Source organism: Pseudomonas sp. LF-5, from assembly GCF_037626295.1.
Lineage (GTDB): Bacteria > Pseudomonadota > Gammaproteobacteria > Pseudomonadales > Pseudomonadaceae > Aquipseudomonas > Aquipseudomonas monsensis.
In genome coordinates this window covers 40,700-60,204 of the sequence record NZ_JARKMT010000001.1, presented here as the reverse complement: position 1 = coordinate 60,204, position 19,505 = coordinate 40,700, and the positions used below count along the sequence as shown (strand labels likewise).

Annotated in this window: 19 protein-coding genes and 2 pseudogenes; 9 read left to right on the top strand and 12 right to left on the bottom strand. The window is 62.0% G+C overall.

Annotation, left to right across the window (positions count from 1 at the left end; genetic code table 11):
* The first annotated feature begins 279 nt into the window (after positions 1-279).
* Both PseuLF5_RS00335 and PseuLF5_RS00330 read left to right on the top strand, forming a co-directional pair.
* Entirely contained in the window at positions 280-1,572 is a 1,293-nt protein-coding gene (locus PseuLF5_RS00335; RefSeq protein ID WP_123462586.1) for an MFS transporter, read from the top strand.
* 12 nt (positions 1,573-1,584) lie between these two features.
* Positions 1,585-2,352 (top strand): substrate-binding domain-containing protein, encoded by a 768-nt coding sequence (locus PseuLF5_RS00330; protein ID WP_123462584.1) that lies wholly within the window; start codon positions 1,585-1,587, stop codon positions 2,350-2,352.
* On the opposite strand, the gene PseuLF5_RS00325 is transcribed toward PseuLF5_RS00330, so the two are convergent.
* Positions 2,342-3,256: a LysR family transcriptional regulator gene (locus tag PseuLF5_RS00325; RefSeq protein WP_186744298.1), complete on the bottom strand. Its 915-nt coding sequence runs from the start codon at positions 3,254-3,256 to the stop codon at positions 2,342-2,344. The genes PseuLF5_RS00330 and PseuLF5_RS00325 overlap by 11 nt on opposite strands.
* A 250-nt stretch (positions 3,257-3,506) precedes the next feature.
* Between PseuLF5_RS00325 and PseuLF5_RS00320 the strand changes: the two genes are divergently transcribed.
* Positions 3,507-5,315: a monovalent cation:proton antiporter-2 (CPA2) family protein gene (locus PseuLF5_RS00320; RefSeq protein WP_340132633.1), complete on the top strand. Its 1,809-nt coding sequence runs from the start codon at positions 3,507-3,509 to the stop codon at positions 5,313-5,315.
* Between the two features lie 150 nt (positions 5,316-5,465).
* On the opposite strand, the gene hcnC is transcribed toward PseuLF5_RS00320, so the two are convergent.
* From hcnC to PseuLF5_RS00295, 5 genes are all read right to left on the bottom strand, one after another.
* Positions 5,466-6,725: a cyanide-forming glycine dehydrogenase subunit HcnC gene (hcnC, locus tag PseuLF5_RS00315; RefSeq protein ID WP_128615751.1), complete on the bottom strand. Its 1,260-nt coding sequence runs from the start codon at positions 6,723-6,725 to the stop codon at positions 5,466-5,468.
* On the bottom strand, positions 6,718-8,127 hold the full coding sequence (hcnB, locus tag PseuLF5_RS00310; RefSeq protein WP_123462576.1) for a cyanide-forming glycine dehydrogenase subunit HcnB: 1,410 nt from the start codon (positions 8,125-8,127) through the stop codon (positions 6,718-6,720). The genes hcnC and hcnB overlap by 8 nt, the downstream gene beginning before the upstream one ends.
* Positions 8,124-8,438 (bottom strand): (2Fe-2S)-binding protein, encoded by a 315-nt coding sequence (locus tag PseuLF5_RS00305; protein ID WP_123462962.1) that lies wholly within the window; start codon positions 8,436-8,438, stop codon positions 8,124-8,126. The genes hcnB and PseuLF5_RS00305 overlap by 4 nt, the downstream gene beginning before the upstream one ends.
* A gap of 482 nt (positions 8,439-8,920) precedes the next feature.
* On the bottom strand, positions 8,921-9,850 hold the full coding sequence (locus PseuLF5_RS00300) for a hypothetical protein (RefSeq protein ID WP_123462574.1): 930 nt from the start codon (positions 9,848-9,850) through the stop codon (positions 8,921-8,923).
* A 192-nt stretch (positions 9,851-10,042) separates the two neighbouring features.
* Positions 10,043-10,378 (bottom strand): YdcA family protein, encoded by a 336-nt coding sequence (locus tag PseuLF5_RS00295; protein ID WP_123462572.1) that lies wholly within the window; start codon positions 10,376-10,378, stop codon positions 10,043-10,045.
* A gap of 165 nt (positions 10,379-10,543) precedes the next feature.
* On the opposite strand from PseuLF5_RS00295, the gene PseuLF5_RS00290 reads away from it, so the two are divergent.
* Both PseuLF5_RS00290 and PseuLF5_RS00285 read left to right on the top strand, forming a co-directional pair.
* Complete coding sequence (locus PseuLF5_RS00290) at positions 10,544-11,227, top strand: response regulator transcription factor (protein WP_042559723.1); 684 nt, start codon at positions 10,544-10,546, stop codon at positions 11,225-11,227.
* On the top strand, positions 11,205-12,599 hold the full coding sequence (locus tag PseuLF5_RS00285) for a sensor histidine kinase (RefSeq protein WP_340132629.1): 1,395 nt from the start codon (positions 11,205-11,207) through the stop codon (positions 12,597-12,599). Before PseuLF5_RS00290 ends, PseuLF5_RS00285 begins: the two co-directional genes overlap by 23 nt.
* A 127-nt stretch (positions 12,600-12,726) precedes the next feature.
* Here the strand turns inward: PseuLF5_RS00285 and PseuLF5_RS00280 are convergent, their stop codons facing one another.
* The 3 genes and pseudogenes from PseuLF5_RS00280 to PseuLF5_RS00270 all read right to left on the bottom strand — a co-directional run.
* Complete coding sequence (locus PseuLF5_RS00280; protein WP_340132628.1) at positions 12,727-13,137, bottom strand: SRPBCC family protein; 411 nt, start codon at positions 13,135-13,137, stop codon at positions 12,727-12,729.
* Positions 13,138-13,167: 30 nt separating this feature from the next.
* Positions 13,168-13,965 (bottom strand): SDR family NAD(P)-dependent oxidoreductase, encoded by a 798-nt coding sequence (locus PseuLF5_RS00275; RefSeq protein WP_340132627.1) that lies wholly within the window; start codon positions 13,963-13,965, stop codon positions 13,168-13,170.
* Positions 13,965-14,120 (bottom strand): annotated as a pseudogene (locus tag PseuLF5_RS00270) (aldo/keto reductase); the annotation flags it as partial. The gene PseuLF5_RS00275 and the pseudogene PseuLF5_RS00270, both read right to left, overlap by 1 nt.
* Here PseuLF5_RS00270 and PseuLF5_RS00265 point away from each other — a divergent pair.
* A pseudogene (locus tag PseuLF5_RS00265) lies at positions 14,114-14,275 on the top strand (LysR family transcriptional regulator); the annotation flags it as partial. The pseudogenes PseuLF5_RS00270 and PseuLF5_RS00265 sit on opposite strands and share 7 nt — an antisense overlap.
* A gap of 98 nt (positions 14,276-14,373) precedes the next feature.
* Positions 14,374-15,033, top strand: a complete 660-nt coding sequence (locus tag PseuLF5_RS00260; protein WP_340132626.1) for a methyltransferase family protein — start codon at positions 14,374-14,376, stop codon at positions 15,031-15,033.
* Positions 15,034-15,062: 29 nt separating this feature from the next.
* On the opposite strand, the gene PseuLF5_RS00255 is transcribed toward PseuLF5_RS00260, so the two are convergent.
* Both PseuLF5_RS00255 and PseuLF5_RS00250 read right to left on the bottom strand, forming a co-directional pair.
* A complete protein-coding gene (locus tag PseuLF5_RS00255; protein ID WP_340132625.1) occupies positions 15,063-15,731 on the bottom strand; it encodes an HAD-IA family hydrolase in 669 nt (222 codons plus the stop codon).
* A gap of 56 nt (positions 15,732-15,787) precedes the next feature.
* The gene (locus PseuLF5_RS00250) at positions 15,788-16,201 is read right to left on the bottom strand and encodes a response regulator (protein ID WP_123462561.1); all 414 of its coding nucleotides are present in this window, start codon (positions 16,199-16,201) and stop codon (positions 15,788-15,790) included.
* A gap of 199 nt (positions 16,202-16,400) precedes the next feature.
* Here PseuLF5_RS00250 and PseuLF5_RS00245 point away from each other — a divergent pair, with 199 nt between their 5' ends.
* The gene (locus tag PseuLF5_RS00245) at positions 16,401-17,342 is read left to right on the top strand and encodes a class I SAM-dependent methyltransferase (RefSeq protein WP_322374959.1); all 942 of its coding nucleotides are present in this window, start codon (positions 16,401-16,403) and stop codon (positions 17,340-17,342) included.
* 48 nt (positions 17,343-17,390) lie between these two features.
* Here the strand turns inward: PseuLF5_RS00245 and PseuLF5_RS00240 are convergent, their stop codons facing one another.
* Positions 17,391-18,170 (bottom strand): helix-turn-helix transcriptional regulator, encoded by a 780-nt coding sequence (locus PseuLF5_RS00240; RefSeq protein ID WP_340132622.1) that lies wholly within the window; start codon positions 18,168-18,170, stop codon positions 17,391-17,393.
* A 110-nt stretch (positions 18,171-18,280) separates the two neighbouring features.
* Between PseuLF5_RS00240 and PseuLF5_RS00235 the strand changes: the two genes are divergently transcribed.
* Positions 18,281-19,396, top strand: a complete 1,116-nt coding sequence (locus PseuLF5_RS00235; RefSeq protein WP_340132621.1) for an extracellular solute-binding protein — start codon at positions 18,281-18,283, stop codon at positions 19,394-19,396.
* The last annotated feature ends 109 nt before the right edge of the window (positions 19,397-19,505 follow it).

Here is a 19,505-nt window from a genome sequence, read left to right as displayed (position 1 = left end):
TACTCGACTTTTTTGAACACCACCAAACCCTGTGGGAGCCTGGCTTGCCAGCGATGGGGACAGGCCTTTCAGCATTTTCATTGACTGACACACCGCCATCGCTGGCAAGCCAGCTCCCACAGGGTTAGAGGTTATTTAAGAGATTGATCCGCTTTGCGCATCAATGCATGCCAATAATGCAATTAACATCCAGTTACACCTGCGCCACCATCCACCGCAATAACAACCGTGCGCCGCTTCCACGTCGCGCACGTCATAAAAGCGGTGGAGTCCTTTGCTATGACAGCCTCAATCCCACACGGCGGCTCGCGGGCCGGTGCCATTTTCCGAGTCACCTCGGGCAACTTCCTCGAACAGTTCGACTTCTTTCTGTTCGGTTTCTATGCCACACAGATCGCGGCGGTGTTCTTTCCGGCGAGCAGTGAGTTCGCGTCTCTGATGATGACGTTCGCCGTGTTCGGCGCCGGCTTTTTGATGCGACCGCTGGGCGCCATTGTGCTGGGTGCGTACATCGACGACGTGGGCCGCCGTAAGGGCTTGATCGTCACCCTGTCGATCATGGCCAGCGGTACGATCCTGATTGTGCTGGTGCCCGGATACGAAAGCATCGGCTTGTTCGCGCCCGCACTGGTGTTGATCGGGCGGCTGCTGCAAGGCTTCTCCGCCGGTGCGGAGCTGGGCGGGGTTTCGGTGTATCTCGCGGAGATCGCCACCCCGGGTCGCAAGGGTTTCTTCACGGCCTGGCAGTCGGCCAGCCAGCAAGTGGCGATCATCGTCGCTGCTGCGTTGGGCTACGCACTGAATGCGTGGATGGCGCCGAGCGTGGTGGCCGATTGGGGCTGGCGCATTCCGTTTTTCGTCGGTTGCCTGATCGTGCCGTTCATCTTTCTGCTGCGCCGTAACCTGGCGGAAACCGAAGAGTTCGCCGCACGCAAACACCGTCCGAGCATGCGCGAAGTGTTCCACACCCTCGGCCAGAACTGGGGCGTGGTGTTGGGCGGCATGTTGATGGTGGCGTTGACCACTACGGCGTTCTACCTGATTACCGTGTACGCGCCGACCTTCGGCAAAACCGTGCTGCACCTGAGCACCTCCGACGCGCTGCTGGTGACCTTGCTGGTGGGTGTGTCGAACTTCTGCTGGCTGCCGATTGGCGGCATGTTGTCCGACCGTATCGGTCGTCGCCCGGTGCTGATCGCAATGTCGCTGCTGGCCTTGGCCACCACCTACCCGGCGCTGTCGTACCTGGTGCAGGCGCCGAGCTTCAGCCACATGTTGCTGTCGCTGCTGTGGCTGTCGTTTATCTACGGGATGTACAACGGCGCGATGATCCCGGCGCTCACCGAGATCATGCCGGTGGAAGTGCGCGTTGCCGGGTTCTCGCTGGCCTATAGCCTGGCCACTGCGGTTTTCGGCGGTTTCACCCCGGCGATGTCGACCTTTCTGATCCAGTACACCGGCGACAAGGCTGCGCCGGGTTACTGGATGAGCATCGGCGCGCTGTGTGCCTTGTGCGCCACCTTGTATCTCTATCGCCGCGCAGGCGGCCGTCTGCAACCGGTTGCCGCATAAGGAGCAATCACCTTGAAAAAACTCATTAACCTCAGCGCCGTCGCCCTCTTCGCGTTCAGCGCTCTGGCACACGCTGAACAACTGAACGTGATGACGTCGGGCGGCTTCACTGCCGCCTACAAAATCCTCGGGCCGAAATTCGCCGCGGCCACTGGCAACACGCTCGACACCCAGCTCGGCCCGTCGATGGGCAAGGCGCCGGAAGCGATCCCCAATCGCCTCGCCCGTGGCGAGCACGCTGACGTGGTGATCATGGTCGGCTACGCCCTCGACGACTTGATCAAGCAGGGCAAGGTCGACCCGGCTTCGCGGGTTGAACTGGCGGATTCGCGGATCGGCCTGGTGGTGCGCCAAGGCGCGCCGAAACCGGACATCAGCAGCGTCGAAGGCCTGAAGAAAACCCTGCTCGACGCACAATCGGTGGCCTACTCCGACAGCGCCAGCGGCGTGTACATCGAGCAGCAGCTGTTCAAGAAACTCGGCGTCGAAGATCAACTGAAACCGAAAGCGAAGATGATCCCGAAAGTCCCGGTCGGCTCCGTGGTGGCCACCGGTGACTATCAGCTGGGCTTCCAGCAGGTCAGCGAATTGCTGCCGGTGCCGGGCGTGACATTTGTCGGCAAGATTCCGGAGTCGGTGCAGTCGGTGACGCGCTTCGCCGCCGGTATCCCGGTCGGTGCGCAGCATCCAAAAGAAGCCAAGGCCCTGCTCGACTACCTCGCCGCACCCGCGGCCCAGGCAGACGTGCAAGCCACCGGGCTGGATTCGGTCAAGCGCTGATCGTTGGCGGCTGGACTTTCATTTCCACCACCAGCCGCTCCAGTTCCAGTGCCGCCGGGGTCAACGTGCGACCCCGGCGCTTGATGATGCCGACGCTGCGCATCACTTGCGGATCGGTCAGCGGCACCCGCGTCAGGATCGGATGATCCGGCCCCGGCATCGCCATCAGCGGCACGGCCGCCACCCCCAGCCCCGCCTCCACCAGACCAATCATGGTCGTCACATGCCGCGTTTCGCAGATGCTCTGACGCTGCGGCACCACGCTGCTCAAGGCCTGATCAAGCAAAAAGCGGTTGCCCGACGTCTTGTCGAGCGAGATGTAATCCTGCTGATAGAACTCGTCCCACGTCACGCTGCTGCGCCCGGCCAACGGGTGATCGCGCCGGCAGGCGACGACATAGCACTCCTGCACAAGCGGTTCGAAATCGACTTTGGCATCCTGAGTGCCTAGGAAACTCAAACCGAAATCCGCCTCGCCATTCACCACTGCGCTGAGCACATCGTGGGCGCTGGAATCGAGGACCTTGACCTTGATCCGCGGAAACTGCTGGTGGTAACGCGCCACCACCCGCGGCATGAAGTAGTACGCCGCCGACGGCACGCAGGCCACGGTGACGTGACCCATTCGGGTCGAAGCGACTTCGCTGATGCCCAGCAATGCCACGTCGAGGTCATCCAGCAAGCGCTCGACGCTGGGCATGAATCCGCGCCCGGCCTGGGTCAGGCTGACCTTGCGCGTGGTGCGCTCGAACAACTTCACACCGAGGGCGTCTTCGAGCTTTTCGATGCGCCGGCTCAGCGCCGGTTGTGACAGGCGCACGGTGTCGGCAGCCTTGCGAAAACTGCCCTGCTCGACCACCGCGCGAAAAGCCTGCAGGTCGTTGAGGTCGAAGTTGATGGCCATGGCGAACTCTAAAAAGATTGATTCACAAAGGCTATCAATGTAACCAACTGATGCAAAATATTACAGAGCGCATGAACGGCCCTTGTAGGAATGAGCCTGCTCGCGATGGCGGAATGTCAGTCAACAACCGGGAATCTGACAGATTGCTATCGCCAGCAGGCTGGCTGCTACAGGGGATCTTCAGTGGATCTTGAATCGTTTCAGCCCTTATCCTTATCGCCCCCGCCGTACCGTTGTCAGGAGTTACCCCATGCCCCATGAAGGCAATCTGTTGCAAGCCGCTGTCGTGTTTCTGTTCGCGGCGGTGCTCACCGTGCCTCTGGCCAAACGCCTGCAACTGGGCGCTGTGCTCGGTTATCTGTTTGCCGGGGTGATCATCGGTCCTTCCGTGCTGGGCCTGATCAGCAATCCGCAGAGCGTGGCGCACATCTCCGAACTGGGTGTGGTCCTGCTGCTGTTCATCATTGGCCTCGAACTGTCGCCGCGACGCTTGTGGGTAATGCGCAAATCGGTGTTCGGCGTCGGCCTGGCGCAGGTGTTGCTGACCGCCTCGGTGATTGGCGTGCTGGCGCTGGCGCTGTTTGGCCAGCCTCTTAACAGCGCGATTGTGCTCGGCCTCGGCCTGGCGCTGTCGTCCACCGCGTTCGGCCTGCAAAGCCTGGCCGAGCGCAAGGAACTGACCAGCCCCCACGGGCGGCTGGCGTTTGCGATTCTGCTGTTTCAGGACATCGCCGCCATCCCGTTGATCGCCCTGGTGCCGATGCTCGCCGGCAGCGGTCAGGACACCAGCAACGCCGACAGCTTCAATCACGCCTTGCAAGTGCTCGGCGGCATCGCCGTGGTGGTGGTCGGCGGGCGTTATCTGTTGCGTCCGGTGTTCCGCGTGGTGGCGAAAACCGGCTTGCCGGAAGTGTCCACCGCCACCGCGCTGCTGGTGGTGATCGGTACGGCGTGGCTGATGGACCTGGTCGGTGTGTCGATGGCGCTGGGGGCGTTTCTCGCCGGGCTGCTGCTGGCGGATTCGGAGTATCGCCATGAACTGGAAGCACAGATCGAACCGTTCAAAGGGCTGCTGCTGGGGTTGTTTTTCATCAGCGTCGGCATGGGCGCAAATCTCAGCCTGTTGCTCAGCGCCCCCGTCACCGTGCTGGGGCTGACGCTGTTGCTGATCGGTCTGAAGCTGCCGTTGCTGTTCGTTGTCGGGCGTTTGGCCGGTGGTCTCAACAAGATCAGCGCCATTCGCCTCGGTATCGTCCTGGCGGCCGGCGGTGAATTCGCCTTCGTGGTGTTCAAGATCGGTCGCGATCAGGGTCTGTTCGAACCGCGCCTGTACGACTTGCTGGTGCTGACCATCACCCTGTCGATGGCGGTGACGCCATTGTTGCTGTTGCTCTGTGCGCGTCTGGTCAGCCCGAAAGTGCAACCGGTGGAAGTGCCGGAGCAGTTCCGCCAGATCGACACCGAAACGCCACGGGTGGTGATTGCCGGCATGGGCCGGATGGGGCAGATCGTGGCGCGGATTCTGCGGGCGCAGAACATCCGGTTCGTGGCGCTGGACACCTCGGTGGAAACCATCGAGCTGTCGCGCAGTTTCGGCGGTGTGCCGGTGTTCTATGGTGACCCGATGCGCCCGGAAATCCTCAATGCGGCCAAGGTTGGCGAGGCGGAGTATTTCGTGATTGCCACGGATGACCCGGAGACCAACATCAAGACGGCCGAAATCGTGCGCAAGCTGTATCCGCACATGAAAATCATCGCCCGGGCACGTAACCGTCAGCACGTGCACCGCTTGGTCGATGTCGGCGCCGAGGCGATTCGGGAAACCTACTATTCGAGTCTGGAAATGAGCCGCCGCACCCTGGTCGGCCTCGGTCTGACCCAGGCCCAGGCCGATGCGCGGATCAAGCGCTTCAAGCACCACGACGAACAGGTGCTGGAAGCCCAGCACGCGGTTTACGACGACGCCGCCAAAGTCCTGCAGACCGCTCAGGAAGCCCGGGCGGAACTGGCGCGGCTGTTCGAGTCGGATCAGCTGGAAGAGGAATCGCGCCAGGACTGACGTCCTTGCCCAGATCCAAATGTCAGACCACCAGGGCCGACGCCTTCGCGGGCAAGCCCACTTCCCCAGGTTTTATGAACGACTGAAAACCCTGGGGGAGCTGGCTTGCCAGCGAAGAGGCCAGCACATTCCGCATCAATGTGACTTGAATCAGGCCAGCTCTAATTCATGCTCGTGCTTGACCGGCGCGACCTCAAACCGGTCGGCCAGGAACGGCGTGATATCCAGCGGCAACGGCTCGTCGTTGATCAGTTTGTCCAGCAGCACACCGGTAATCGCCGACGTCAGAATGCCGGTGCGGAAGTGTCCGCAGGCATTCATATAGCCCTCCACCCCCCGCATCGGCCCGAGAATCGGCAACTCGTCCGGCGAGCCCGGACGCAGTCCGGCCCAGGTGCGCTTGAGGTTGACGTCCTTGAGTTCCGGCAGGCAGCGCACCGCCCCCTGCACCAGCCCGGCGATTTCCGGGTAAGTGGTGGTCACGTCGAAACCCTTGTCTTCGGTGGTGCTGCCGATCAGGATCTCGCCGTTGTCCTTTTGCGCCACGTAGCAATCGCTGGTGGTCAGGCAGCCGTTGAGGATTTTAGGCAGGCGTTCGGTCAGCAGAATCTGGCCCTTCACCGGTTTCACCGGAATGCGGATGCCCGTCGCCCACTCGCTCAAATCCGCCGCCCAGGCGCCGCCCGCGTTGATCAGCGTCTTGCAGTGAAACACCCCCGCCTCCGCCGTCTGCACCCCGGTCACGCGGGTGCCGTGGTGCAGCACACCGGTCACGTTGGTGTTGACGAAGATATCGACACCGTTCTGCCGCGCACCCTCCAGATAGGCATCGGCGAGGCGAAACGGGCTGACCTGGTGATCGCAAAGAAACTCCAGTGCGCCACGGGCCTCGTGACTGACGCTCGGCTCGGCTGCACGCAGCGCCGCCTGATCGAGCCAGCGCACCTGATCGGCGAGGTGCGGAATGCAGCCGACGATGTGTTCGGCGTAGAGCCGGTCTTCGTCGTCATAAATGACGAATTTCAGCCCGGTCTTTTCGAACTTGAAATCCATCCCGTGGTGGTCTTTCAGCTCCCGGTGCAACGCCGGGTAAAGCGCGTTGGACTGCAGGGCGAAATCGAAGAACGACGCCGGCAGGATATGCGGTGTGCTGGCGTCTACCGCCACTGCCGCGCCCTGGGTTTCGCGCTTGCGATTGGCCGACATCATGCGGAAGAAAATCACCCCGCAGCCGAGGCCGACCGATTCACCGATCGCCCACAAACCACCGGCCGAAGCACGGGTCGCGTTGCCCGGCCGCTTGGCATCAATCAGCGCGACCTTGAGGCCCTGGCGCTTGGACAATTGATAGGCGCAGGACGCCCCGATCACGCCGCCACCGGCAATGATCACGTCATAGAACTTACTCATGGGCAGCGGCCTCCGTGCCGACGGACTGGAACGCGGAAAATGGAATCGGATCAATCGGGAAACGCGGACGCAGCCAGCCGACGTCCTTGCGTCCGGTGGCCTGGCGCAGACGGTCGCTGCAATAGCCGACGCACATCCGCCCCTGACAGTCGCCCATGCTCACCCGGGTGCGCATTTTCAGGCTGGCGATGTCTTGCACGCCCTGCTCCAGCGCGCGGTCGATATCGGCGCGGGTCGTGTGTTCGCAGCGGCAGATCACCGTGTCGGCGGCCGGCAACGCGGTCTGGCCGACGCCGCGCTCGGTGTAGCGATCCACGGCAGCGCGAAAGCGCACGATGGCTTTGAGTTTGCTCAGGTAGCGGTCACGGCGGACTCGCGCCAGCTCCTCTTCGAGCACGCCGCGTTGCAACAGGATCGACGTCGCAGCGATCTTGCCGGCGAGCATCGCCGCTTCCCCGCCGCGAATCCCGCCCATGTCGCCGGCCAGGTGCACATGGGGTTCGCTGCTTTGCTGCCAGATATTGGCGTTGGCGCGCAGATAGCCGTCGTCGCTGAAGCCGTGATCGAGGCCCATCTGCTGGCTGAGTTGGGTGCGCGGGATGAAGCCATAACCGACCGCCAGCGTCTGCGCTTCGAAGCGTTCGACACGGGACAGGTCCGGTTCCCACGTCGCCGAATAGGGCGCGACGCTGACACTTTTCAGTTCGCCTTCGCCGTGGGCTTCGACCACGCCCCAGCCGTAATTCATCGGGATGCCGTGCAGTTTCAGGTACGCGAGCATGCTCAGGCCATCGAGGAACAACTGCGGCTTGTTCAACAGCGCCAGACTCTCGCGGGCGATCTTGCTGAACACGCAGGCCTCATACACCCCCGCCACACGCACGCCCGAGGCGTGCAGCTGGGTCGCTACCAGCGGCAACAACGGCCCGGTGCCGGCAATGATCACTGGCCCTTGCGGCTTGACCACGCCGCTTTTGATTTGCAGTTGCAGACCGCCCAGCATGATGACCCCCGGCAGCGTCCAGCCGGGAAACGGCACACTGCGTTCGTGGCAACCGGCAGCCAGCAGCACTTGCGGGTACTCGATCGAGTGCAGTTGCTCGTCGCCGTCCAGCACCACCAGTGCCCGCGAGCCCTCGGCGCCGATCACGCGATGGTTCAGACGCACGTCGATCAACCCGGCCTGCGCCTGAAAATCACCGTGCAGTTTGCCCAGCACTTCAGCGTAACGCGGCCCCAGATAATCCAGTTGCACGCCATCGCGCAGCGGCCCGCGATAGACCACCCCGCCAAGGCGCGACGCTTCTTCGAGCAGGGTACAACGCACGCCGTGCCGGGCCAGTTCGATGGCCGCTGCCATGCCCGCCGGGCCGCCGCCGACGATCAACGGTTGCTGACTCATACGACCTCCTGCGCGGCGACGCGGTTGACCTGGGTCTCGATGCGCATGCCGTCGCGCACCACGGTCTGGCAGGCGCGGCGCTTGTGCCGGCCGTTGATTTTGACCAGGCAACACTGGCACACGCCCATGCCGCAGTAGGCGCCGCTGATCTGGTCATGATCGTTGCGGGCAATCTGGCGAACGCCAAGGGATTGAATGACGCTGAGCACGGTTTCGCCGATGGCGGCGGTCACCGGTTGGCCGTTGATGTGGACGGTCATATCCGCCTGGGTCAAAGGCTGAATATCGAAGGTTCGTTCTAGGCAGTGCATTGCAATGTTCATCCGTGAAAAGGTTCAGGGGAGTTCTACGTCAGCTCCTTGCTGCACTCTGCCTGGCGACCCGTTGTGGTTTTTGGTGGGATCTGCCGGGCGACTCCATGAGCGCAGCAAATTGCGCACCGGAGCACTGTAGTCGATACCGCGACAAGGGCCTGGATCTTTTAAGTTAGGTGATCTCGCCCAAGGGAATATTGATCCAGATCGTTAAAACATCTCTCCCTGCAGGCGCTGCTGCGGGTTGCGATCTCTTGATCCTGTTTTAAAAAATCAAGGTCAAAGGATCACAGCCTTCGACAGCCCCTGCGCAGGTCAGCGGCAACAATGAAAAAGCCGCTTTCACCGTGAAGTGGAAGCGGCCGAGGCAATGACCCCCTATAGAGCAATCAGTGCACGAACAGGGCGATCAGAATGATGATCGGGATCGGTACGCCGAGGAAAAACAGCAGTAGTGAGCGCATGGTGGTTCTCCTTGATTAACGGACCGGGGTGGTCGTGGTGTAAGTGTCGACTTCAACGTACTCGACCGCATCGCGACGACGACCGCCGAAGGTGGCGGCGAAGCTGGCGAAGAACGCACCGGCCAGCAGCGAGATGAACATCCACAGCGACGTCCAGGCAGCGACTTTGGCAGCGGTGTCGGCGGCTTCTTGAGCTTTGACTTTGGCGTCGGCGATGGCTTTCTGGGTACGTGCGTAGATTTCATCGACGCGACGTTCGGCATCGGCCTGGGTCAGGTTGGTCCGTTGAGCGACGAGTTGCGCAAGGTAAGTACGGTCTTCGGCGCTGAGCTGACCATTGGCCAGGCTTTGCGCAAAGATACGAGTCACGGTGCCACGGGCGGCGTCATCGCTGACGGCTGCAGGACGGTCATCACGGAACAGGCTGTCGACGAAGTAACCGTACTGATTGCTGTCGGTGTTTGCCGCAGCCGTACCGGCTGCCTGGGTAATGGCGCTGGCGGCACCGCCGGCGACACTGGCACCCGCCTGCACGCCACCACTGATCACGCTGCTGACCGAGCCCACCACCAGCACTGCGGTAACGAGCGTGGCCACACACCAGGCGAGGAAGCCGTGGGCGGTGTCGCGGAAATACACTTCGTCACCGTGCATGTTCGCCCACTTCACCCGGAGACGACCGGCGATGTAACCCCCCATGCCCGAAGCGATGATTTGCGTCGCCGCCAGCCAGACAATCGTGGAAATGCCCAGGCCCTTGGCGCTGATGCCCTCTCCGGCCCACGGTGAAACGGCAGAGAAACCCAAACCGAAACCGAGCAGCACGAGAATCATCGACAATGCAGCGGCAGCCGCCGCACCGGCGAAAATCGCGCCCCAGGAAACGCCTGACACGCTGCTCGAGTCTTCGTAAGCAGGATAAAACCCATCTGAGGATCTATTCATTGTTGTACCGCTCCAGGCATGAAAAATAGTGTTACAACTCGTCATCAGACGAATTGCAGTGACCGTGCCAGTCGCAGAAATTAAATAAATCCTTTGGTTTCAATCAGTTATAAAAAATGAACTTCCCCGGACCATGCAACTTGCAACAAATGCCCGACAACAGCGGGTTTTATGCATTGGCGGCGAGGCACGTTATTTGCGCTTGTAGCTTTTGTTACCACTAGGCGTCAGGCAATACACGCCTCCGCGCGGCCCCGTGCAAAACGAGCCTGTGCCGCAAGCACAGCCATCATCGCTCTGCAGAAAGTTTTGCGGGCGCGCCTGCTGGCGTTCGCCGAACAGGGCGGCACAGCTTTTCTTCGAGCCGCTGATAGAGCCGTCATTGCACAGGAACAGGTCGCCGTCGCAACGATCAATTCCGCCCTTCTTCCCGGAACAAGGGGTATTGGCGGCGATCGCCGAAGCACTCAACAGCGTCAGCACCAACCCGGTTATTGGCATCCAGCCACGGCGAATCAACGTACGCACCGAAACCACTCCTTATTGAGATTGTGGCCAGATGATATCAACGTTCAGGAAAATATTTCCCCAAGCCCGCTCAATGGCAGCTACAACATGAAAGTTAATTTAAAGCGTCACGGAAATTTCTTGGCAAAATGCAGCCATTCCGTTGAATCGATCAAGGCCAGCCCTATGACGCGTATTTTGACCATCGAAGACGACGCCGTGACCGCCCGGGAAATCGTCGCCGAATTGAGCAGCCACGGCCTCGACGTCGACTGGGTCGACAATGGCCGCGAAGGCCTCGACCGGGCGGTGAGCGGCAATTACGACCTGATCACCCTCGACCGCATGTTGCCCGAACTGGATGGCTTGGCCATCGTCACCACCCTGCGTACCATGGGCGTGGCCACGCCGATCCTGATGATCAGCGCCCTGTCCGATGTCGACGAGCGCGTACGCGGCCTGCGGGCCGGTGGCGATGACTACCTGACCAAACCGTTCGCCACCGACGAGATGGCGGCGCGGGTCGAAGTGTTGTTGCGCCGGCAGAACAGCGGCGCCACCCAGGCGACGACCTTGCAGGTCGCGGATCTGCAGCTGGACTTGATCAGCCACGAAGCGCGTCGCGCCGAACAAGTCCTGACGCTGTTGCCGACCGAATACAAACTGCTGGAATTCCTGATGCGCAACAGCGGCCAGATCCTCTCGCGCATGATGATTTTCGAAGAGGTCTGGGGTTATCACTTCGACCCGGGCACCAACCTGATCGACGTACACATCGGCCGCCTGCGCAAGAAAATCGACGCTGCCGGCAACGTTCCGCTGATCCGCACGGTACGGGGCTCGGGTTATGTCATTGCCGAACCCGTCTGACGGCTGGCGCTCCTCCAGCAGCCGTTTGCTTGCGCTGTACAGTTCGCTGTTCGTGGCATGGAGCGCGATCCTCATGGGGGTCATGTATTTCGAGGTGTCCGGCTACCTCGACAACCTTGCCAAACATTCGCTGATGCAGCGTCAGCACCTGTTTTCGCACTTTCGTGGCGAGCAACTGGAAGAAGCCCTCGCCGCGAGCATGACCTTCGACATCCGCGGCATCGACGCCTATGGCCTGTTCGATGCCGAAGGCACCTACCTCGGTGGCGCGCTGCAACGGATCCCCGAAGGCCTGCCGCTGGACGGCAAGATCCACACGCTCGTCGACTGCGCCGACTCCGACGATCCGACCCTGCCCGCCGACAGTTGCGACGCCGTTGCCACGCAAACGCGTGACGGACGCTGGCTGGTGTTGTTGCGCGACAACGGCTCGCTGTTCGCGGTGACGCGGATCATCCTGCACGCGTTGTTCTGGGGCGTGTCGCTGACGATTTTGCCGGGGATTGCCGGCTGGCATTTGTTACGCCGTCGGCCCTTGCGGCGGATTCGAGCGATTCAGGCCAGTGCCCAGGCCATCGTCGCGGGCGATTTGACCCACCGCCTGCCGCTGTCCAATCGCCGCGATGAACTGGACATGCTCGCCGCCATCGTCAACGCCATGCTTGAGCGCATCGAACGGTTGATGCATGAGGTCAAAGGCGTGTGCGACAACATCGCTCACGATCTGCGCACCCCGCTGACCCGCCTGCGCGCGCAGTTGTACCGCATGCAACAACAGGCCGGTGAAGGCTCGCAGGAAGCGGCGCAACTGGATCTGGTGCTGGCGGAAGCGGATACGCTGATGGCGCGGTTTCGCGGGTTGTTGCGGATTTCCGAACTGGAAGACCGGCAGCGCCGCTCGGGTTTTGTCGAGCTCGATCCGGTGCAATTGCTGCAAGAACTGCACGAGTTTTACCTGCCGCTGGCCGAGGAAGGCGAACTGCTGTTTGTACTGAACATGCCGGAAACCCTGCCACGCCTGAACGGTGATCGGGCACTGTTATTCGAGGCGCTGGCGAATCTGTTGAGCAACTCGATCAAGTTCACCCCGGCTGGCGGCACGGTGATCCTGCGCGGCGTGAATGACGGCGGGCATACGCGGATCGAAGTCCACGATTCCGGGCCGGGGATTCCCGAGGCCGAGCGTGAGGCGGTGTTTCAGCGATTCTACCGGGCCGAGGGTGGGCAACCGCAAAGTGGCTTTGGCCTCGGCCTGTCGATTGTGGCGGCGATTGTCAGCCTGCATGGCTTCAGTCTTGAAGTGGGCCAGAGCGATCTTGGCGGGGCGAAACTGATGCTTGATTGTCGGCAGAGTCTGATTTCACAATCCTGAAAATCACCGCGATGCAATGTAGGCGTGAGCCTGCTCGCGATGTCGGTGGGTCAGCCAACATGTTTGTTGAATGATCGACCGCTATCGCGAGCAGGCTCACGCCTGCAAGGGTTTTTGTGGTGTTCAATCAGGCAGGGTAATTGGCCCGCAGGGCTTCGAGGCCGCCCTGGTAGATGCCGCTGAACAACGCCACCACCTCCTCCTCACTTACGCCGTTGGCCGTGAAGCGTCCCGACCACGTCACCCGCGCGCCCTGCCCGTGCGCCTCGACCTTGATCGTCGCCAGATAATCCGTGGCCGGGAACGGCGCCTGTTCGATTGAATAGCTGTAAGTCTTCGCTGCGTTATCGAACGTTTGCAGGCGTTCGATCACCACTGCGCCGTCAGCGGTTTGCAGGGTGCGCACGCGCCCGCCCGCGCTCAGCTCACTCTTGGGAATGAACGGCAGCCAGTCCGGCAGCGTGTTGAAGCCGCCGATCAATTGCCAGACCTGATCGGCCGGGGCCGGGATGTCGATCGTTGCTGATGCAGTTGCCATAAATAAAGGTTTCTCCAGAAGACTTCGGTTTCAGATCGCCATGCTGTCGACGACACCGCCATCAACCCGCAGGGCCGCGCCGGTCGTGGCCGAGGACAGCGGCGAAGCGATGTAGGTGACCAGATGCGCGACTTCTTCGACATCGGCCACGCGCTGGATGATCGAGGTGGGTCGAGCCTTTTGCACAAAGGCGTCGGCCTCATCGCGCAGGCTGCGACCGGACTCGGCAGCGGCGTCCTTGAGCATCTGCTCCAGACCGTCGGTGAACGTCGGGCCCGGCAGGATCGCATTGACCGTGACGCCAGTGCCAGCCAGGCGCTTGGCCAGGCCATGCGACACCGCGAGGTTAGCGCTTTTGGTCACGCCATAGTTGAGCATGTCGGCCGGCGTCGCCACACCGGATTCAGAAGACAGGAAAATCACCCGACCCCAGCCCTGCTCGACCATCGCCGGCACGTAGTGCCGCGACAGGCGCACGCCGGAAATCACGTTGACCTCGTAGAACCGTGTCCACTCGCTGTCCGGGGTGTCGAAGAAATCCACCGCGTCGAAGATGCCGAGGTTGTTCACCAGGATGTCCGCCCGCGTTTGTGCAGCGAACAGTTTTTCGGCGCCTTCGGCGCTGCCCAGATCAGCCGTCAGACCGCGTAATTGCGCGCCCGGCACCTTCTGCCGAATGCTCGCCAGCGCCGCGTCAACCTTGGCCGTGTCGCGACCGATCACCACGACCGTGGCGCCGGCTTCGGCCAGCGACTGGCTGATGCCCAGGCCAATACCCGCCGTGCTGCCACTGACAATGGCCAACTTACCGCTCAAATCAATTTTCATCACACACCTCCCAGGTAGGAGCTGCCGCAGGCTGCGATCTGTTGATCCGGCAACGGCGCCCGTTCAGAAACCAGTTTTGCCTCACGCAACACCTGCCAGAACCCGGCCGGTATCACCGCCGCCGACGCCGCGACATCCTCGGCAAGCGCATGTGGCGCGGTACAACTTGAGCGCCGCCGAGCAACTCGAAGGCCTGCGTCAGCGTAGCCTCGATATCGCGTTGGTGAGTAAGCCGCCGACCGATGACGACTCCGACCTGCCGGGTGTTCAGGTGCTCGACGATCCGATGCTGCCGGCCTTGCCCGAGCAGCCGTTGAATGAAGCATCGCCATCGCGAGCAGGCTCACTCCTCCAGAAAAACACTGGCGATCTACACTGAACGGATCAGCCTTTTGCCGTGAGGCCGCCATGAAAATGTCTGCGCAAATGACCGTCGTCGCGATACTCGCCACGCTCGCTTACCTGGCGCTGGCGATGTGGGGCATTGGTGGTGTGGCGGTGTTCTTTTCCCATGGCTCGCTGGTGATCGTGGCCCTGGCGACGTTGGCGATGGTGATCGCCTCGCTGTTCACCGAAGTGAACCTGAGTTCGGGCGAACGCGAGGACCGGGCCAATCGCTGGGTGATTCCCGCATTCGGCGTGATTGGTTTGATCAGCGGTTTTCTGCCGGCCTACTGCGACCGCCTGAATATCCTCACGCTGGGTGGCGAAGGCATCCGCTGGTTCGGCGCGCTGCTGTTTATCATCGGCGGCGCGCTGCGCTTGTGGCCGGTGTTTGTGCTCGGGCGGCGCTTCAGCGGACTGGTGGCGATCCAGCCGGGGCATCGGCTGGTCACCGATGGCATCTACCAACGGTTGCGCAATCCCAGTTATCTGGGGCTGGTGATCAACGCTGTAGGCTGGGCGCTGGCGTTTCGTTCGCTGGTCGGGCTGCTGCTCGCCGCACTGACCCTGATCCCGTTGATCGCCCGCATTCATTCCGAAGAGGCGCTGCTGCGCGGGCAGTTTGGCGCCGAGTACGACGCTTATTGCGCGCGCAGCTGGCGCTTGCTGCCGGGGGTTTACTGACAACACGCTCCCCCAGGGATTGAGTTGAATCAGTCGGCTAGCAGGCGCAGCTTGCCAGCACTGTCGACGTTGACCTGGACCGCGTCATAACCGGCCAGCGTTGCATGAGCTGTGTGCAGCGGATGCTGATGCGTGGTGGTGATGATCACCAGCGCCGCGCCAGCCGCTTCAGCGGCCTGGATACCGACGGCGGCGTCCTCGAAGATCAGGCAATCACGCGGCTCGAGGCCCAGGCGTCGGGCCGCCAGCAGGTAGCCGGCCGGATCAGGTTTGCCGGCCTGCACATCTTCTGCGGTGATCATCACCGCCGGTTCGGGTATCCCCGCCGCCGCCATCCGCCGCAATGCCAGATCCCGCGGCGCCGAGGTCACCATGGCCCAGCGATCCCCGGGCAGACCGTTGAGAAATGCCGCCGCACCGGGAATCTCGACAATGCCTTCGACGTCTTCGATTTCCGCTTCGGTGATAAACGCCGCTTGTGCTTCAGCGTCCACCCCGGGCAGGTTCAGGCGATTGATCGTGTCGATGGCCCGCACGCCATGAATGGTCGGCAAAAACGCCTCGACATCGACGCCGTGGCGCACCGCCCAGGCGGACCAAATGCGTTCGGCGGCGGCGATGGAGTTGAGGACGGTGCCGTCCATGTCGAACAGAAAGGCGCCGAATGCGCGATTGAATACAGCGTCGTGAACAGGCAAGGGTCGCTTCCTCTGGCAAGGTGCCGGGCACAATAGGCCCGGCAATGTAGCACTTGTCAGTGCAGGCGCGGAGCCTTGGACTTGAATGCGCTGTCCACGCAATCGAGCAACTGGCCGATGGCCCACGGCTTTTTGATGAACGCGACCGGATGCTTGACCCCCGAGGTTTCCGGGGTTTCATAACCGGACATGACCATCACCGGCTTCTCCGGCCAGCGGTCGCCGACGAGGTTGGCCAGATCAGCACCGTTGAGGGTGCCGGGCATGGTGATGTCGGTCAGCAACAGCGCCACTTGCTGCGCGTGCTTTTCCAGGTAAAGCGACGCCGCATCGGCACTGGTTTGCGGTTCGACCTTGAAACCTTCCTCCTGAAGAATTTCGCAAAGAAACTCCAGAATCAACGGGTCATCCTCAACCACCAGAATCAACCCGCCAGGAAGGTGCGCGTTCGCCGTTGGTGTTGGGCACATGGAACAGCACTCCCTGAATTGCATTAACGATTTAGCGGCGTGAATCCGCTGCTTAACTGGTATGAGCAGCGGCTTCTACAGAAATTCACTTTTGATACAGGTCTTTTCCGAAAGAACGCCCAAGACCGGCGCAGACAGACGTCCGCCGCCGCCCGTTTGTGGTTAAAATGCCGGCCCTTTTGCTTGCCGACCCTGACCGATGAACCCTGAAGCCCTCGCCACCCTTCACGCCCATTTGCTGCCCGCGCTGGCGGCGGCACCGAGCGAAACCCGTCGCCTGTTTCACGGACGCGGGCGCTGCTGGCCGGGGCTTGAGCAGGTGACCGTGGACTGGTTGCAGGGCGTGGTGCTGGTGTCGCTGTTCAAGGAGCCGGCGCCCGAACAACTCGCAGCACTCAAGGACTTGTTGCTGCAGATCAGCCGTTCGCCGCAGTGGCTGCAGTCTGGCGCGCAGACCTTGCTGATCCAGCATCGTTACCTGCCGCAGAGCACCGCCGAGTGGCTGCTGGGCGAGGAGATCGAGGAAATGACCATCGTCGAAGGCGGCTTGCAGTATCGCGTCGATCTGGGGCGCAAGCAGAACGCCGGGCTGTTTCTCGACATGCGTTACGGGCGCAACTGGGTGCGCGAGCAGGCCAGCGGCAAACGGGTGCTCAACCTCTTCGCCTACACCTGCGGTTTCTCCGTGGCGGCCATCGCGGGTGGCGCCAGCCATGTGGTCAACCTCGACATGTCTCGCGCGGCACTGAGCCGCGGTCGCGACAACCATCGCCTGAACGGCCATGACCTGAGCAAGGTCAGCTTCCTCGGGCATGACCTGTTCAAGTCCTGGGGCAAGGTGATCAACAGCGGCCCGTATGACCTGGTGATCATCGACCCGCCGTCGTTTCAGAAAGGCAGTTTTCTGCTGACCAAGGATTACCAGCGCGTGCTGCGGCGTCTGCCGGAGTTGCTGACAGCGCAAGGGACGGTGCTGGCGTGCATGAACGATCCGTCGTTCGGGGCGGACTTCCTGATCGACGGGGTGATGCAGGAGGCCCCGAGCCTGCGCTTTGAACAGCGGCTGGAGAATCCACCGGAATTCCCCGATATCGACCCGCAAAGCGGCCTCAAGGCCTTGGTCTTCCAGCGCCACGGCTGACACCCCCGAAAAGCCCTGCAGGCTCACGCCTACAGGGACTGTGGTGCATCAGGCAGTGGGTGGACGCAACACCAGCGCAAACAGCTCGCCATGCCCGTTCACATTGAGCTTGTGATAGAGATTGCGCCGGTGGACCTTGACGGTTTCCGGTGAAATGCCCAGCTGCCGGGCCATCGCCTTGCTGGAAAAGCCCTGCAGAATCAGGCGCGCCGTGTCGATTTCGCGCACCGTCAGCCGCGCGTCAAAACGATCGAGCAACGTCGCCAGATCGCCGATCACCGCCTCAACCGGCACGCCCTGCGGCGGCAACAACTGCACATGCCGACGCATCGCTGCCAGGACCCAATCACGTACGCATAACAACCGGCCCTGCTCGGCCAGGTCGAACCTCGTCGCCCGACCGAGTGACAAACCGAGCACGCCGCCTTCGACGTTGATCATGAACTGCAGCTCATCCTCGCCCACCACCGAGCGAAAATAGCTCTGGTAATACTCGCTGTGCAGAAACTGGTCCGGCGCCACCGAGGCCAGGCTATGCAAACCGTCGGCGATGCCATTCGACGCGGCTTGATAAAACGGATCGAGCAGATACATTCCGGCGCTGTAACCGGCAAGTTCCTGTTGCTCATCGGCGCCGCCCTTGCTGTCGAAGTCGATCAACAATTGCGGTGCCTGAGCGGCTTTCATGACCGCGACCAGCGCGTTGTCCAGCGGCACCAGCAGGCGCAGAGTGTCGACCAGCGCCCGCCAGAAACCGTCTTCGCCGACGCTGCTGAACACCCGCGCCAGGCTCTGATGCACCGGCAACTCCTGCAACAACGCGTCCACGCACTACCCCTTTTGAGTAACCCATGATGGGAATGGGTCAGGCGTGACCGCCCCGATAGGCTGAGCACTCCTGTTCATCACCGGCCTGCACAGGCCAGGAGTGCCGCATCATGCGTCGTCACCGTGGCTATATCAACTTGGGCATCAACCTGGGTCTGCTGGCCTGTATCAGTGTCACCTTGAGCGCGATGGCCGCCGATGCGCCGAGCGTGCACGTTTACAACTGGTACGACTACATCGGCCCGAACACCCTGCACGACTTTCAGCGCGACAGCGGCATTCAACCGGTCTACGACACCTTCGACAGCGCCGAAGTGCTCGAAGGCAAACTGATGACCAGCCGCAGTGGCTACGACGTGGTAGTGGCGAGCAACTACAGCCTGCCGACGCTGATCAAGGCCGGCGCCCTCGCCCCGCTGCCCCGTGAGCAACTGCCGGGCTGGAAAAACCTCGACAACGATCTGCTGAAAAAACTCGCCAACAACGATCCCGGCAACCAGTACGCCGTGCCGTATCTGTGGGGCACCAATGGTATCGGCTACAACGTCGACAAGGTGGGCGCAGCCCTGGGCGACAAGGCGCCGGTGGACTCCTGGGACCTGGTGTTCAACGAAGACAACCTTGCCAGACTCGGCCAGTGCGGCGTGGCGATGCTCGATTCACCCTCGGAAATGCTGCCGGTGGCCCTGCACTATCTGGGGCTGCCGCCGAACAGCACCGATCCCGAGGACTACAAGAAAGCCGAGGCGCTGCTGCTCAAACTGCGCCCGCACATCGCTTACTTCAACTCGTCGAAATTCATCAGCGACCTGTCCAACGGCAACATCTGCGTGGCAGTGGGCTGGTCGGGGGCGATGCTCGAAGCCAAGACCAACGCCGAGCAGGCAGGCAACGGCGTGAAGATCGCCTACAGCCTGCCCAAGGAAGGTGCGCCGGTGTGGTTCGACACCCTGGTGTTGCTCAAGGACGCACCGAACCGCACGCAAGGCCTGGCCTTCATCGACTACCTGCTGCGCCCTGAAGTGATCGCGCCGGTCAGTGAGCATCTGTCCTATCCGAACGGCAATCGCGCGGCCACGCCGTTGGTGGCCGCAGCCACGCGCGACAACACGGCGGTGTATCCGTCTGCCAGCGCCATGGCCACGCTGTACACCCTCGAGCCGCTGCCCAAAGCCACCGAGCGGGTGCGCACGCGGGTGTGGAGCAAGGTCAAGAACGGCCAGTAACCCTCCTGTAGACCACAAACCCCTGGGGGAGCTGGCTTGCCAGCGATAGCGTCCGGTCAGCCAGTATCGTTGTCGCCTGACACGCCGCCTTCGCGGGCAAGCCCGCTCT